The sequence below is a fragment of the Amycolatopsis taiwanensis DSM 45107 genome, assembly GCF_000519205.1.
Classification (GTDB): Bacteria; Actinomycetota; Actinomycetes; order Mycobacteriales; family Pseudonocardiaceae; genus Amycolatopsis_E; species Amycolatopsis_E taiwanensis.
The window spans coordinates 20,676-35,793 of sequence record NZ_KI912599.1 but is presented as its reverse complement, the minus strand read 5'-3'; the positions used below and the strand labels follow the sequence as shown (position 1 = coordinate 35,793).

Sequence of the window (15,118 nt, the reverse complement as noted above, 5' to 3'; positions counted from 1 at the left end):
TGTAAGGGCAGAGGGCCGACCCTGGAGTCGACGAAAGGAAGGTCGACATGCGCCTGCTGTGGGTCTACGCCCATCCGGAACAACGATCCTTGAACGGCTCATTGCGCGACGAAGGACTTCGTGCGCTGCGTGAACACGGTCACGAGTACCAGGAGTCCGATTTGTACGGCATGGCGTGGAACCCGGTGGTCACCGGCGACGACTTCTGCCACAACCCGCGAACGCGCCTGAGCATCCTGGACGAATCCGAACGCGCCTACCGCGCCGGCCGCCTTTCCGACGACATCCGTGTCGAACAGCGAAAGATCGAGTGGGCGGACACGCTGGTGTTCCAGTTCCCCCTGTGGTGGTTCGGCCCACCCGCCATCCTCAAGGGGTGGTTCGACCGCATTTTCGTGCAGGGTTTCGCCCAAGGTGTGACCGACCCGGACACCGGTCGGACGCTGCGCTACGGAAACGGCGGATTGGCCGGGAAGCGCGCCATGGTCATCGTGACGGTGGGCGCGAACTCGGCGACCACTGGCCCACGGGGAATCCACGGCGATGTCGACGAGATCCTTTTTCCGTTGCAGCATGGCACCCTGTGGTACAGCGGGATGGAAGTACTCGATCCGTTCGTCGTGACCGGCGTCAATCGCCTTTGCAGCGCCGGTTTTCCCGCGCTTGCCCAGGAACTGCGGCGCCGCGTGTTGTCCTTGCCGACCAGCACGCCGATACCATTCCGGGCACAGGACTCCGGTGATTACGACGAACACCTGGTCCTGCGCGAGGAGCACGCCCCCGGTCAGACCGGCCTGAAAGTACACAAGCGGATCTGAAGCAGGGTTGGGGCATACGCCAAAGTGGACGGTATTGCCCATAAGTTGAAGCCCAAGGACGAGGATCGCACCCTCGACCAAATCCGCGCGGATGTACTGGCGGATCTGGCGTTGGGTCTGCCTGGCGTGCTGGCGCAGGTGTATGTGCACGTCCCGATCGACGCGGCCCTGGGTATCACCAACACTGGTCGTGAGTTGGCCGGACACGGGCCGATCCCTGGTGAGATCGCCCGCGAGATCATGGCGGACAAGAACAGTGTGTGGCGGAAGATCACCTGCGACCCGGTCTCCGGCGCAGTCCTCGACGTCGGCCGCACCCGCTACCGGCCACCCGCCGCCCTCGACGAACTCGTCCGCGTGCGGGACCGCGAATGCCTGGCCCCTGACTGCCGCCGACCCGCACAAGGGTCCGATGTAGACCATCACCGCGACTTCCGGCGCGGCAAGAACGGCCACACCTCCAAAGCCAATCTCACCTGCCTTTGCCGGAGGCATCATCGCTTGAAGGACGTCGCCGGATGGAACTTCGACCTGGCGTGACGACCCCGACCGGACGATCCCGCACCACCCCAACGGGAAACCATCTGGACCCGGATGTCCAGAATTCCGACGGGTCCACAAAGGACAACCGACGAAACGACGACACCCCGGAACCGCCGTTCTGACCCCACTACACCGGAATGGTGGCGCCGCCGTACTTCTCGGTGAGCTGCCCGAAACCCCTGTCTTGGCGGGATCGGTTACATGACCCAGCGGCGGAACCCGCCTTCGGCGTTGATGATCTGCCCGGTGATCCACTGGCTGTCCTCGGATACCAGCCATCGGACCAGGCGGGCGACCTCTTCCGGGCGGCCCCACCGTCCGGCGGGCAGGGCACGCCCGACCCGCTCGGCGAGGTCCGGGTCTGCCCATCCGGTGTCGACCGGCCCGGGGTTGACCGTGTTGACCGTGATCCCACGGTCGGCCAGCGCGTCGGACAGGGTGAGCGTCATCTGATGGATGGCGCCCTTGCTGACCGCATACGGCACCTCCTGGCTCATCGGCGCCAGATGCTGCCCCGACGTGAACAAGATGATCCGCCCACCAGCACGCTCGTCGTCATGAGCCGTCGCGAACGCTTGAGCCAGCAACACACTCGCGCGGGCATTCACCGCCCAGGTCAGGTCCAACTCGGCCGCGGTGACCTCGGCGAGGGTCTGGTTCGAACTGCGGGCATGGTTGGCGACCACCACATCCACCGCGCCGAACGCCGCCACGGCGGCGGCCACCACCCGTCCGGGCGCGCTCGGGTCGGCGAAATCGGCCGCCATCTGTCGTAGGCGAGGGCCTTCACCGCCGAGCGCCTCCACGATCCCGGCGTCACCTCCGGGATCAGCGCCCCACGGCTGTTCCGCGTCATGGGGCGACCACGAGTGCACCAGGACCGAAGCACCGGCCGCCAACAGGTCCGCAGCCACGGCGAACCCGATCCCCGCACGGCGGCTCACACCGGTGACCACGGCCACGCGGCCCTCGAGCGATCCATGAGATTCAACCCTGTTCTCACCACGTTCCACGCTCGGCACGTTAGCTCAGGTCAGCGCTGATCGAAGATCAGTTTTCACGACGATGGAACAGGCCGGGACCGGCGAGAGGACACGGCGCCGTGAACCGGGAACACAACGGCCTGAAGCCGGAACTCAACGCCCTGGAGCGGGGACTCAACGCCCTGGAGCGAGCGGGGACACAACGCCCTGAAGCGGGGACACAACGCCCTGAAGCGGGGACACAACGCCCTGAAGCCGGAACTCAACGGCCTGAAGCGGGGACACAACAGCCTGAAGCCGGAACTCAACGGCCTGAAGCGGGGACACAGCGGTCTGGAGCGGGGACACGGCGCTCGGAACCGGGGACACCGGGGCGTTCAGTTGCCGGTTGTCAGGACCATGCGGAAGCGGGCCTGTCCGGACAGCATCCGGGCCATCGCGGTCTGCGCCTGTTCGAGGGGAACCTGCTCGATCCACGGCCGCACGCCCGTCTGCGCGGCAAACCGCATGGTGCGCTGGATGTCGACCGCGATCCCGGCAGCGTGGCCGTAGATCTTCTTGCCACCGCCGATGAGCTGCACCGGCGTGACGTCGAGTGGCTCCATAGTGGCGCCCGCGACGACGAGTTCCCCGCGCCGCCCAAGGCCGTCGAGCGTCGCCGACATCGCGGCGGAACTGGTGACGGTGGCCAGCACGACCTTGGCACCGCCCAGGCGCTGCAACGTCTCGGGCACGTTTTCGCTGGTGCTGTCGATGTAATGCGCGGCGCCGAGTTCACGCGCCAGCTTCGCCTTCTCCTGGCCCCGCGCGATCGCGACGGTGTCGAAGCCCATCTCCCTGGCAAACTGCACGCCGAGGTGACCGAGCCCACCGACACCCAGGATGGCCACGGTGTCACCCGAGCGGGCCGCGCTGCGCCGCAGCGCGTTGTACACGGTCACACCGGCGCAGGCCAACGGAGCGGCCTCGGCCGCAGTCAGCTCGTCCGGGATGGCGGCGAGGGCGACGGCCGGAACGGCCACGGAGTCGGCGAAGCCCCCGGGATAGGCAACACCGGGGATCTTCAGCCGCGGGCAGTGGATGCCGTCACCCTCACGACACGCGTCGCAGTACCCACAGCTGCCGCCGTACCAGCCGACGGCGACCCGGTCGCCGACCGACCAGCCCGCGACCCCGTCGCCGATCGCGTCGATGCGCCCCGCGATCTCGTGACCCGGCGTGATCGGAAAGGTGCTCCCGGGCAGGTCCCCGCTGCTGATCATGACGTCGGAGTGGCAGACGCCGCACGCTTCCACGGTGACCCGGACCTCGCCGAGGCCCGGATCCCTCGTTTCGACCTGGGCAAGCGACAAGTCCGCCCCACGGTCCGGAACCCGCATGGCGCGGTGAGAGGTCGAGGTGGCCATTTCGGTCTCCGTTCGCCGGCTATGGCACATCGTCACCCGTTCCCGGCTCCCCGCCACCCTCCCCGCCGGACGAATTCCGCGGGCAAAGGCGTCTTCGACGGCACCTCCCTGGCCTTCACACCTTCCTGAACCGGGAACTCGACGCACTGAACCGGGAACTCGGCGACCTGAACCGGGAACTCGGCGTACTGAACCGGGGACACAGCGGTGCCGCCCCGCACCCGTGACGCCTCTCCCCGTGCTCGGGCGATCTCTCTCCCCCGTGCTCAGCGGTTCTTCCGGCGGATCTTGATCTGGCGCATGTCCATCACCGCCACACGCAGGACCTGGTACGGGTGGCCGTGGGCGTCCAACGCCGCCAGCGCCCGCCTGGCGGCTTCCTGCTCGCCTTCATCGTCGCGGACGGCCGGCACCTGGCAGCGGAAGGTGAACGCCGAAACACTCGCGTCATGGGTGAAGGTGCCCGTCTCGGTGAAGGCGGTGTCGGTGGCCGCGAGAACGGCGGCGCGGCCGTCCTCGCTCAGGCCGTCGAACTTGCCCCTGATCGTCACGCGGAACATCGTTGGTCCTTCTCTTGCCTCACCTGCCGGCGGGCAGTACCTCTCCTGCCGCGACACGCTTGCCGATCTCGGCGTACACCAACGAGTGCATGCAACCGAGCTGGTAGGCGATCACTCGCGGCAACAGGTCGTCCGGCGCCGCCCCGGTCTCCTCGGCGAGCACGGCGGCAAGTGCACCGGTCATCTCCTGGCCGAGCGCCTCCAGCCGGGCCGTGAGCGTGGGAGAGCCTCGCATCATGTCGAAGACACGACCGAACCCCCTGGTCAGCCCCAGCTTGCGGTCGCGGCGGCGCGCTTCGTCGCGCAGGCAACGCACGATCGCGTGCGCGGCCGACTCACCGGGACGGCGCTGCCGCACCATATCGGCGAGCCGTTGCGGCGAGGCCTCCTCCGGCGGGAGGACGAGATCCTCCTTGGCCTGGAAGTAGTTGTAGACGGTGTTGACCGACACCTCCGCGGCCGCGGCGACCTCGGCGATCGTGACCTGCTCGAAACCCCGCTCCACGAACAGCCCGGTGGCCACCTCGGTGATCCGCTGCCGGGTCTGGCGCTTCTTGCGCTCGCGCAGCCCCTCGCTCATACCCAAAAATTAACTCGACTCCAAGATTGCAGTCGACTGCAATATTTCGCCCGCCGTCGGCCGCCCCTGACGTCCCTCCCCGTACCGGAGTCCCATACAGGGCTGGGGTATCGATGCCTTCGGCCGTTCCATTTCGGCCAACGTCGCGTCTGCCCTCTCCACGCTTGACTCCAGTTACCCGAGGGGGGTATATATAGATCTTGCCGACGGCGACCGGAACTCGGCTCCAACATAGGGGTACGGGGTATGCTGGCCACCTGGGCAGAAGTAAGGAGGCGACCATGCGGGGATACACCACCGACAAGGGTGGCTACCTCACACGACTGCGCCGCATCGAAGGGCAGATCCGCGGACTGCAGCGGATGGTCGAGGGCGACGAGTACTGCATCGACATCCTGACGCAGATCTCGGCCGCGACCAAGGCGCTACAGGCGGTGTCCCTCGGCCTGATGGACGAGCACCTCAAGCACTGCGTGACCGAGGCCATCGCCACGGGTGGCGACGCGGACGCGAAGGTGCGCGAGGCCAGCGAGGCGATCGCCCGGCTCGTCCGGTCCTGACGACCACCGAAAACCGAAAGGGAAGACAGACATGGCTCAGCAGACCTACACCGTGACCGGCATGACGTGCGAGCACTGCGTCCGCTCGGTGACCGAGGAAATCAGCGAGATCGGCGGCGTGACCAAGGTCGCGGTGGACCTGCCTACCGGCGCGGTCACCGTCACCAGCGACAAGGAGCTCACCGACGACGCCGTGCGCTCGGCCGTCGAGGAAGCCGGATACCAGCTCTCCGCCTGAGGCGGAAACCCGACGACAGGATTGTCATGAAAACTGCAGGGAACCTCTCCGCCTACGGTGTGGCGCTGGCCCTGGTCGCCGGTGGCGCCTGGGCCATCGGCAACGCTGTCGGTCCCCTCACCAGCGAAGCTGGCACGCACGGCGCTGAGGGCGCCGGGCATGGGGACGCTCACAGCGGCACCGTCGCGGAGACCGCGGCACCCGACCTGCCCGCGGGGCTGGCGTCGTCCAGGGGCGGTTACACCCTCACGCCCACCAGCACGACGCTCGCTCCAGGGACCACGAACGAGTTCTCCTTCCGGATCACCGGACCCGACGGCGCACCGGTCACCGGCTTCGATGTCGAGCACGAGAAGCAGATGCATCTCATCGTCGTACGCCGCGACACCGCCGGCTTCGAGCATGTTCACCCGACGATGGCCGCGGACGGCACCTGGACCGTGCCGTTGCCGGTCCCGCAGGCGGGCAGCTACCGCGCGTTCGCCGACTTCGTCCCGGCCGGGGGCGAGTCGACCACGCTCGGCGTCGATCTGGCCGCGCCGGGCGACTTCCAGCCCGCCGCCTACCCGCCGTCCCGGATCGCGGACGTCGACGGATACCGGGTCGTCCTCGACGGCGACCTGACGCCGGGGCAGACCGCCAAGGCGACGCTGACCGTGACGAAGGACGGGCAGGCGGTCACCGACCTGCAGCCCTACCTCGGCGCCTACGGGCACCTGGTCGCGTTGCGCGAAGGTGACCTCGCCTACCTGCACGTCCACCCCGACGGCGAACCCGGCGACGGCACCACGAAGCCCGGGCCGGGCATCACGTTCTACGCCGAGGTCCCCTCCGCCGGCACCTACCGCCTGTTCCTGGACTTCCAGCACGACGGCCAGGTCCGCACCGCCGAGTTCACCGTTCCCAGTGAGGGAGGACAACGATGACTGCCGATACGCAGGACGCCCCGCAGGGGGCCGAGCGCGACATCGAGCTGGCGATCGGCGGCATGACCTGCGCGTCCTGCGCCAATCGCATCGAACGCAAGCTCAACAAGCTCGACGGTGTCACCGCGACCGTCAACTACGCCACCGAGAAGGCGAAGGTGCACTTCCCGGCCGACGTGGACCCGGCCACGCTGGTCGAACAGGTCGAGGCCGCCGGCTACTCGGCGACCTTGCCGCGGCCACCGGCGGCGGAACCGGCAGGCAACGACGCCGCACCGTCCGAAGAGGACAGTCATCTCCAGTCCCTGCGGCAGCGGCTGATCGGTTCGCTGGTGCTGGCGGTGCCGGTGATCGCGCTGGCGATGGTCCCGGCGCTGCAGTTCACGTACTGGCAGTGGATCTCGCTCACCCTCGCGGCCCCGGTGATCGTGTGGGCCGCGTGGCCGTTCCACAAGGCCGCATGGGCGAACCTCCGGCACGGAGCGGCCACAATGGACACGCTCATCTCGATGGGCACGCTGGCCGCGTTCCTCTGGTCGCTGTACGCGTTGCTGTTCGGCACTGCCGGCGAGCCGGGCATGACGCACCCGTTCGAGCTCACCGTGCAGCGCATCAGCGGTGACGGCAACATCTACCTCGAGGTCGCGGCGGGCGTGACCACGTTCATCCTCGCCGGCCGGTACTTCGAGGCCCGTTCCAAGCGGCGGGCGGGCGCGGCGCTGCGGGCGTTGCTCGAACTCGGCGCGAAGGAGGTCGCGGTCCTGCGCGGCGGCCGGGAGGAGCGCATCCCGATCGACCAGCTGGCCGTGGGCGACAAGTTCGTCGTGCGGCCCGGCGAGAAGATCGCCACCGACGGGGTCATCGAGGAGGGCAACTCGGCCGTCGACGCCAGCATGCTCACCGGTGAGTCCGTGCCGGTGGAGGTCGTGCCGGGCGACGCAGTGGTCGGCGCCACGGTCAACGCGGGCGGGCGGCTCATCGTGCGGGCGACGCGCGTCGGGTCGGACACGCAGCTCGCGCAGATGGCGAAGCTCGTCGAGGAGGCGCAGACCGGCAAGGCGGCCGTGCAGCGGCTGGCCGATCGGGTCTCGGGTGTGTTCGTGCCGATCGTCATCGCCCTCGCCGTGGGGACCCTGGCCTTCTGGCTCGGCGCCGGCGGCACGGTGTCGGCGGCGTTCACCGCCGCGGTCGCGGTGCTGATCATCGCCTGCCCGTGCGCCCTCGGGCTGGCCACGCCGACCGCGCTGCTGGTCGGCACCGGCCGCGGTGCCCAGCTCGGCATCCTGATCAAGGGGCCCGAGGTGCTGGAGTCCACCCGGCGCGTCGACACCATCGTGCTCGACAAGACCGGCACGGTCACCACCGGCAAGATGTCCCTGGTCGAGGTGCACGCCGCCACCGGCACCGACGCCGACGAGGTCCTCCGGGTGGCGGGTGCCCTGGAGAACGCCTCCGAGCACCCGATCGCGCAGGCCATCGCCGGCGCGGCGCGCGGGAAGTTCGGTGACCCGCTTGCCGTCGAGGGCTTCACCAACATCGAGGGTTTGGGCGTGCAGGGCGTCGTCGATGGGCGTGCCGCGCTCGTCGGCCGCACCGCGCTGCTGGAGGACTGGAGCCAGCACCTCTCGCCCGAGCTCGCCGAGGCGAAGGCCGCGGCGGAGCGGAAGGGCCGGACGGCGGTGGCCGTGGGCTGGGACGGCCAGGCTCGCGGCGTCCTGGTGGTCGCCGACACCGTCAAGCCCACCTCGGCCGAAGCCATCGCACAGCTGCGCGGGCTGGGGCTCACTCCGGTGCTGCTCACCGGCGACAACGAGGCCGTGGCCAAGGCGGTCGCCGCCGAGGTCGGCATCGAGCAGGTGATCGCCGAGGTCCTGCCCACGGACAAGGTCGACGTGGTCAAGCGCCTGCAGGGTGAGGGCAAGGTCGTGGCCATGGCCGGCGACGGCGTCAACGACGCCGCCGCACTCGCCCAGGCCGACCTCGGCCTGGCGATGGGCACCGGCACCGATGTCGCCATCGAGGCCAGCGACCTGACCCTGGTGCGCGGTGATCTCCGCGTCGCCGCGGACGCGATCCGGCTCTCCCGCCGGACCCTGGGCACGATCAGGGGCAACCTGTTCTGGGCCTTCGCCTACAACGTGGCCGCGCTCCCGCTCGCCGCGGCGGGCCTGCTCAACCCGATGATCGCCGGCGCGGCGATGGCGTTCAGCTCGGTGTTCGTGGTGAGCAACAGCCTGCGCCTGAAGGGTTTCCGCAGCACGGTCACGGACACCCCGCCGGCGCCCACCACCCGCGCCGCGGCCAAGGAACCGGTGACCGCCGCCAGGTGATCCGTCCACAGTGGCCGGCGCCCCCGTCGTGGGGTGCCGGCCACTGTCCTGTCTGACCGGATCACTCACCCTGCCCACGGATGGCCCGGGCGACGTCGCCGACGACCGCCCGCGTCTCCGACGGCCACACGAGCCAGGTGGCCAGGGACAGCCGCGGCTCGATCAACGGCCGCCACGGCCAGTCGGGCAGCAACCGGCGCGCGGAGTACTCGACCAGCAGCACCGCATCTGCCTTCACGGCCTCCGCGCAAGCGCGTGCGTGCTGGGAGAACTGCGCGAACTGCCACAGCGGCACGGCGCCGGCGTCGTGCGCGGCGACGACCAGCCGGTCGTCGACGACGGGGACCTGCTGGCGGCCGTGGGTGAGAACCCGCAGTTCGTCAAGGTCCTTGAGCCGGCACGTCGTGCCTTCTGCGAGGGGATGCCCGGGACGCACCGCAACCCCGAAGGGCACTTCGTACAGCCGTTCCGCGTGCAACCTGCCTTCCGGCCGTTCGCGCACCATCCCGAGGTCGAGATGGCCTTCGCGGATCATCCGCAGTTGCTCGGTGCTGCTGGCTTCGCTGAGCGTGACCGCGGCGTGCGGAACCTCGGCCTCCAACGCCGCGAGGACGGTCAGCAGCCACTCCTCCGGTATGCCCGGCGGGATGCCGATCTGCACGACCTCGCGCGTCTGCCCGATCGCGGAGCGCGCCATGTCCGGTGCCGCGTCGGCGAGACGGAGTACCAACAGCGCTTGGCGGTGTAGCGCGGCACCCGCCGGTGTCAGCGACGTACCACCGGCATGACGTTCCAAAAGGGACGCACCGATTTCGCGTTCCAACTGGCGGATCTGCCGGCTCAGCGACGGCTGCGTCAGGTGCAGCCGCTCCGCCGCACGGGACACCGACCCCTCCGCCGCCACCGCGGCGAAGTACCGGAGATGACGCAGCTCCATCGCGCTCCTCACACTTCGGCCATGCTCGCCAGGCATGGCTATCCTGATTAACCGGCATTGGACGCATCGATGTCAATCGGGGTGTACTCACTCCAAGTTGGACTGACGCCGATCTTCTCCACGATCTGGAGCGCGGCGGGCTGCATCATTCACCACATGCACTCTCTCCAGCCCTGTCCAGCGGGCAGCGCGCCGGGGAACCTTAGAAAGGGACCGCTCAACGATGAGTTTCACCTCGGAGTCGGCAGTCGTCCGGCACCCCTACCGCTGGGTGGTACTGATACTGTCCTGGGCGGCGTTCACCATGACCGCCGTCGACCGGTCGACCTGGGGTCCCGCCTCGGTGGCGGTCGGTGAGCACCTCGGCGTGTCGCTGGCCGGGCTGGGTGTGTTCGCCACCGGGTACTACATCGGCTACGTCATCTCCAACGCCGCGGGCGGGGTGCTGACCGACTGGCTCGGCGCCCGCAATGTGATCGCCTGCTCCCTCTTCTTCGCCGGCGGGTTCATGATCCTGTTCGGCCAGGCGAACTCGATGGCCGTCGGCATCGCGTTCCAGGCGGCGGTCGGCGTGTTCGCCGGGTGCGACTACTCCGCCGGTGTCAAGCTGATCTCCCAGTGGTTCCCGGCCAAGGACCGCGGGCTCGCGATGGGCATCTTCATGACGGCGACCTCGCTGGGCACCGTCATCGCGAACTCGGTGGTGCCGAGGCTCATCGTCGCATCCGGCTGGCAAACCTCCTACCACGTCTTCGGCGCGGCTTCGATGGTTGTCGCGGTGCTGTGTTTCTTCCTGCTGCGCAACACCAATCCCGCCGGCGCGACGACGCCCACCAGCGAGACGAAGTCCCGGGCCGTCCCCAACCTGCGCCCGCTGGCCGGCAATCGTGACCTGTGGCTGCTCGGTCTCGCCGGCTTCGGTGGTCTGTGGGGCACCTACGGCTTCATCACCTGGTCGAACGCACTGATGACCAAGGGTGTTCACATCTCCCCGATCCAGGCCGGCACGGTCGTCTCGATCTTCGGCATCGCGGCCATCGCGGCAAAGCCGGCCATCGGCCTGCTGTCCGACCTGATGGGCGGGCGGCGAAAGATGCTGACCGTCATCGTGCTCGCCTGCTTCGTGGTGGCCCTGCTGGTGTTCGGCACCCGGGACAGCCTGACCGGATTCCTTTGGGTGGCACCGTTCCTCGGCGTCACGGCGTATATCTACAGCCCCCTGATGGTCGCGCTGGTCCCCCGGCTCTCCGGGCTCGGCCTCGCCGGGTCCGCGGCCGGCGTGACGAACGCGTTCTGGCAGCTGGGCAGCACCATCGTGCCCGTGGTGCTGGGCGCGGTGTTCCAGGCGACCCATTCGTTCTTCTGGGCCTTCGCCACGCTCGCCGCGGGTCCGCTGCTGGGCGCGCTGCTCATGCTCGGGGTCCGGGAAGGCGCACCCGCCAAGGTTCCCACCGCGTCCGCGGAAACCGTTGCCCGGTAAGGGAACACGCGACTCCCAAACAACCTGCAAGCCGCCGGCGGGCGAGGCAAAGGACACGCGCCACCGGCACCGCGCCTCTAGCGATCAGAGGCACCGAGCGCGGCTCAAGCCCGCCGACGTGTGAGGCAAAAAGAAAGGAACCGCAACCGTGACCGAACACTACGACGTCATCGTGGCCGGCGGGGGGTCCGCGGGCATCGGCGCCGCCCTCGGAGCGCGCCGGGCGGGAGCGCGCACGCTGCTGATCGAGCGCGCATCGTGCCTCGGCGGAGCGGCGACCCTGCGCAACGTCGTGACCTACTGCGGCCTGCACACCCAGGATCTGCGCCAGGTGGTGTTCGGGGTAGCCGAGGAGATGCTGGCCGGGCTCCGGAAGCTGGGCGCGGTGACCGAACCGCGGCGGTTCACGGCCGTGACGGTCGTCTTCGACCCCGAATCGGTCAAACGCGTGGCCGACGAACTCTGCGACAGCGCGGGTGTCGAGATGCTGCTGCATTCCCATCTGCTCTCGGCAACGCGACAGGACGAGCGGGTCACCGCCGTGCGGGTGGCCGACCACTCCGGTGTGCACGAGTACACGGCCGCGGCGTTCGTGGACGCGACCGGGGAGGGGGATCTCGCTCGTCACGCCGGCGCGGAGGTGCGCTACGGCAACGAGGGCCGGGTCCTCAACGGCACGCTAGGCGTCCGGTTCGGCGGCATCCCGGTGGACGTCCCGGTCACCCGGGAGGCCATCGGCGCCGCGGTTCGCGCGGCCAAGGAGGCCGGCGTCACGGACCTCAGCGGTGAGAGCGGCCTGATCGCACGGATGCCGGTCTCCGGGGACGTGATCAGCTACCTGGCGGACGAGGGCTACGACGCCCGCGACGCCGCGGACACCAGCCGCGCCGAGCGCAGCGCCCGTCGCCAGGCCCAGGAATACCTGAAGGTCATCCGGACTCTCCCGGGCTGCGCCGACGCCTACATCGTCAACACCGGGCCCGAACTCGGCACGCGCGAGTCCCGCCACCTCGTCGGCCGCGCCCAGTTGAGCGAGGAGGAAGTGCTGCGGCCCGGGCCGGTGTCCGACGCGGTGGCGATCGGCGCCTGGCCGGTGGAGGACCACCCGGGGCCGGGCCTGCCCGCGGAGTGGAAGTTCATCGGCGACCCCGGCTACTACGGCATCCCGCTCGACGTCCTGCGCAGCCGCAACACGCCGAACCTGTTCGCCGGCGGCCGTACCGTCGACGGCGATCGCCGGGCCGGTGCCTCTGTCCGGGTGATGGGGACCGCGTTCGCCACCGGTCAGGCCGCCGGTGCCGCCGCCGCCCTGACCGCACGCGACGGCGACACCGACACCACCACCGTCCGCGCCGAACTCGACCGCCAAGGCGCCCGCCTCCCGGACTGACCCGGTCCAGTCCCCTGTCCCCACCCCAGACACGCGTGTCCCCGCCCCAAGCAAGAGCTAACTTGTGACCTTTTTATATCGAGGGGCTGCCGAGCTCTACACCGACCTGCTGAGCAATGGCCGGATCGGGATCGGCCGGTAGCCGATGCTTTCGGGTACGGGAGCCGTTTCCGCTGCCCCGGTGCGGATGTTCACGCGCGCGAACGGCCCGGACAGGCCATAGCGCAGCGATACGAGTAGATGGTCTGCGTCCTCCCAGACCGGGCCGTTCGGCATGATCGTGCTCGTTTCCGCAGCATCGGGTAGCGAGAGGACGCGGGGCGAGTCGCCGCCGAGGTGCGGGTCGAACAGGTTGATCCTGGGCGGTCCGGCCAGGAACTCACACACCTGGGTGCCGTGCGGGACGAGTTCGAAGGTTCGCCCGGCGGGGAGTCGGTTACGAGTGCCGTCGGGACGCAGTAGCAGTGTGCCGGGTTCGTCGTCGAAGGCGAGAATGGTGCCGGACAACGGGTCGAGCCGCGATATCGTGAACGACATGGGCTCGGGTTCCTGCCCCGGCCGCCACCGGATGGTTTTCGGGCGTGGACGGTTGACGTCGAAGCCGGCGTTGAAATAGACAGCGCCTTCGTGCACGGCCGTTGCCTGGCCCCACTGTTCGCTGGCGGGAAGGCTCTCTCGGCTGCCATCCGCGAGGTCGATCAGATGCGGCCGTTCCCAGCTCCGCCGTCCGATATGCGATTCGACGGTGGCCAGGTACCGGCCGTCCGGGCTGAGCGCGCCCCGAAACCACAGTTCGCCGTCGAAATGCTCGACGGTGCCGTCGTGACGTACCAGGGACAGTTTTCCCCCGGAGCTGAACACGACGATTCCGTAGGCGGTTTCGAATGCCGAATCCGGCTGCCCGCCGAGGCTGGTGAGCACCCGTGGCTCGCCACCGGACCACACGGTGACCGCGCCGTCGCCACTCACGAATCCCGCCCGGGGCGGGGCACCGACCGGAAGTTCCACCGGCGCCGCCTGCCAGGCGCGCCGGAGCATCTGCCGGGTAGCGGGCCGCGGAGGTTTCCGGGGCCGGGCGGTGATTTCGCCGTCGGAAATCGTGATCAAGTTCATCGCTTCGGCTGCTCGCACCGCCGCGTCCGTATCGGCTTGGCTGAGCAGCAGCCGATCAGCCAGTCCGGGCAGCACCGGGGTTTCCGACCACAGCACGACCGACACGATGTCCGCGGTCACGTAGGCGAAGCGGTGACGGAGGTCCTGTTTGTCGAGCGATTCGACCTGAGCGGCGGGAAGGTTCAGGACGTCCTTGGCCAGCGGCGGGTCGGGTGTCAGGCGGTAGCCATGCGGCTTCGCCGTAGCGTCCTCGATGATGAGGCCTGCCGCGAGCAGAAGTGGAATCGCGTCCCGGCGGGTCACCGGCCTTGGCACCTTCAATTGGTCGGCGACGTCACCGGCCTGGGCGCTGTCACGGTCGAGTGGCGCGTCCAGCCAAGCGGCGGAGGAGTCCGAGCCGAACCCGGTGAGGGCCCAGGACACCTCGATGACTCCGTAACCGAGCACCGCCCGCCAGCCGGGTTCGGGTTTACCGACCGCGGGCCCGCTGCGGGCGAGCCAGCGCGGCGGTTCCACCGGCCCGCGGACCGGCCAGAACTGCGCCCGCCACACGTCCCCTTCATCGGCCGGCCTGCGGCACAACCGAACCCGGTAGTCCCCGACTGTCGGAAGGGCGAGCTGGCACTTTCGCCGTGCCCCGGTGAGCGAGTCGAGCGACAGTGCGCTGGTGCGACTGCGGTACGGCGTTTCCACGGCGTCGGTCCAGTCGCCGAGGTCGTCGGGCGGTGGGCCGTCATGGGCTTCCAGGCGCACCACGTGGTACTCGTCGGATGCCCTGGCATGTAGCCAACCATCACCCGCGGACCCGATGGTGCCGCTCAGCGCGTACGTTCCGTTCTCGCGGAGAAGCGGGTTATCGTGCGGTGGCAACAAATCCACCGGGGCGCCGTGGACGTCGCGGACCACGAGGGTGCCGTATTCGGGCCGGTACTCGTCATCTTCAAAGCTCCCCAGAAGCGCCACGACGGCAACGCTAGCAGCGCCCTCCGCCAAAACGGGGGAGATCGGGGTGGTGGACAACGGGTCGGCGATCACCCTCGTTGGCGACCCGGTTGACGGCACCGCCAACGCCGTGGCCGAAGTGCCGTTGGCCGCCTTCGCCGAGGTCGTCGCCATCGACTGCAAAGCGGTCGAGTCGTTGACCACCTGGCTCGACACCCGCACGCGAAGACCGGCGAGCCAGGCCCGTGGCAGACGAGCGGGCGGCGTGACCTCCTCGGCGCCGCGGTGAGCCTGCTACGGCCACACCCGGCG

At 69.2% G+C, this 15,118-nt stretch carries 15 protein-coding genes; 9 read left to right on the top strand and 6 right to left on the bottom strand.

Going from position 1 to position 15,118, the window contains the following annotated elements; genetic code table 11:
• Positions 1 to 47: 47 nt before the first annotated feature.
• Together A3CU_RS0137740 and A3CU_RS48615 are read left to right on the top strand one after the other, a co-directional pair.
• Entirely contained in the window at positions 48 to 818 is a 771-nt protein-coding gene (locus tag A3CU_RS0137740) for an NAD(P)H-dependent oxidoreductase (protein ID WP_027946607.1), read from the top strand.
• A 45-nt stretch (positions 819 to 863) separates the two neighbouring features.
• Positions 864 to 1,358 carry an HNH endonuclease signature motif containing protein gene (locus A3CU_RS48615; RefSeq protein ID WP_052372848.1) on the top strand — a complete coding sequence of 165 codons (495 nt, stop codon included), beginning with the start codon at positions 864 to 866 and terminating at the stop codon, positions 1,356 to 1,358.
• 200 nt (positions 1,359 to 1,558) lie between these two features.
• Here A3CU_RS48615 and A3CU_RS0137730 read toward each other — a convergent pair whose 3' ends face one another.
• The 4 genes from A3CU_RS0137730 to A3CU_RS48610 form a co-directional block, all read right to left on the bottom strand.
• Positions 1,559 to 2,374: an SDR family oxidoreductase gene (locus tag A3CU_RS0137730; protein WP_052372847.1), complete on the bottom strand. Its 816-nt coding sequence runs from the start codon at positions 2,372 to 2,374 to the stop codon at positions 1,559 to 1,561.
• 347 nt (positions 2,375 to 2,721) lie between these two features.
• Entirely contained in the window at positions 2,722 to 3,750 is a 1,029-nt protein-coding gene (locus A3CU_RS0137725; protein WP_052372845.1) for an alcohol dehydrogenase catalytic domain-containing protein, read from the bottom strand.
• A gap of 266 nt (positions 3,751 to 4,016) precedes the next feature.
• Positions 4,017 to 4,310, bottom strand: a complete 294-nt coding sequence (locus A3CU_RS0137715; protein WP_027946603.1) for a DUF6204 family protein — start codon at positions 4,308 to 4,310, stop codon at positions 4,017 to 4,019.
• Positions 4,311 to 4,329: 19 nt separating this feature from the next.
• Positions 4,330 to 4,890: a TetR/AcrR family transcriptional regulator gene (locus A3CU_RS48610; protein WP_084144154.1), complete on the bottom strand. Its 561-nt coding sequence runs from the start codon at positions 4,888 to 4,890 to the stop codon at positions 4,330 to 4,332.
• Between the two features lie 281 nt (positions 4,891 to 5,171).
• Between A3CU_RS48610 and A3CU_RS0137705 the strand changes: the two genes are divergently transcribed.
• From A3CU_RS0137705 to A3CU_RS0137690, 4 genes are read left to right on the top strand one after another with little or no spacing between them, the layout of a single operon-like run.
• Entirely contained in the window at positions 5,172 to 5,450 is a 279-nt protein-coding gene (locus A3CU_RS0137705; RefSeq protein ID WP_027946602.1) for a metal-sensitive transcriptional regulator, read from the top strand.
• Between the two features lie 31 nt (positions 5,451 to 5,481).
• The gene (locus A3CU_RS0137700; protein ID WP_027946601.1) at positions 5,482 to 5,688 is read left to right on the top strand and encodes a heavy-metal-associated domain-containing protein; all 207 of its coding nucleotides are present in this window, start codon (positions 5,482 to 5,484) and stop codon (positions 5,686 to 5,688) included.
• A 26-nt stretch (positions 5,689 to 5,714) separates the two neighbouring features.
• Entirely contained in the window at positions 5,715 to 6,614 is a 900-nt protein-coding gene (locus A3CU_RS0137695) for a hypothetical protein (RefSeq protein WP_027946600.1), read from the top strand.
• Complete coding sequence (locus A3CU_RS0137690) at positions 6,611 to 8,944, top strand: heavy metal translocating P-type ATPase (RefSeq protein WP_027946599.1); 2,334 nt, start codon at positions 6,611 to 6,613, stop codon at positions 8,942 to 8,944. The genes A3CU_RS0137695 and A3CU_RS0137690 overlap by 4 nt, the downstream gene beginning before the upstream one ends.
• 61 nt (positions 8,945 to 9,005) lie before the next feature.
• On the opposite strand, the gene A3CU_RS0137685 is transcribed toward A3CU_RS0137690, so the two are convergent.
• Complete coding sequence (locus A3CU_RS0137685; protein ID WP_027946598.1) at positions 9,006 to 9,881, bottom strand: LysR family transcriptional regulator; 876 nt, start codon at positions 9,879 to 9,881, stop codon at positions 9,006 to 9,008.
• A gap of 223 nt (positions 9,882 to 10,104) precedes the next feature.
• Here A3CU_RS0137685 and A3CU_RS0137675 point away from each other — a divergent pair, with 223 nt between their 5' ends.
• Positions 10,105 to 11,361, top strand: coding sequence for an MFS transporter (locus tag A3CU_RS0137675; protein WP_245617505.1), 1,257 nt, complete (start codon positions 10,105 to 10,107; stop codon positions 11,359 to 11,361).
• 148 nt (positions 11,362 to 11,509) lie between these two features.
• Positions 11,510 to 12,751 (top strand): FAD-dependent oxidoreductase, encoded by a 1,242-nt coding sequence (locus A3CU_RS0137670; protein ID WP_027946596.1) that lies wholly within the window; start codon positions 11,510 to 11,512, stop codon positions 12,749 to 12,751.
• Positions 12,752 to 12,847: 96 nt separating this feature from the next.
• On the opposite strand, the gene A3CU_RS0137665 is transcribed toward A3CU_RS0137670, so the two are convergent.
• On the bottom strand, positions 12,848 to 14,827 hold the full coding sequence (locus A3CU_RS0137665) for a DUF6042 family protein (protein ID WP_027946595.1): 1,980 nt from the start codon (positions 14,825 to 14,827) through the stop codon (positions 12,848 to 12,850).
• A gap of 46 nt (positions 14,828 to 14,873) precedes the next feature.
• On the opposite strand from A3CU_RS0137665, the gene A3CU_RS0137660 reads away from it, so the two are divergent.
• Entirely contained in the window at positions 14,874 to 15,095 is a 222-nt protein-coding gene (locus tag A3CU_RS0137660) for a hypothetical protein (protein ID WP_027946594.1), read from the top strand.
• Positions 15,096 to 15,118 lie beyond the last annotated feature (23 nt).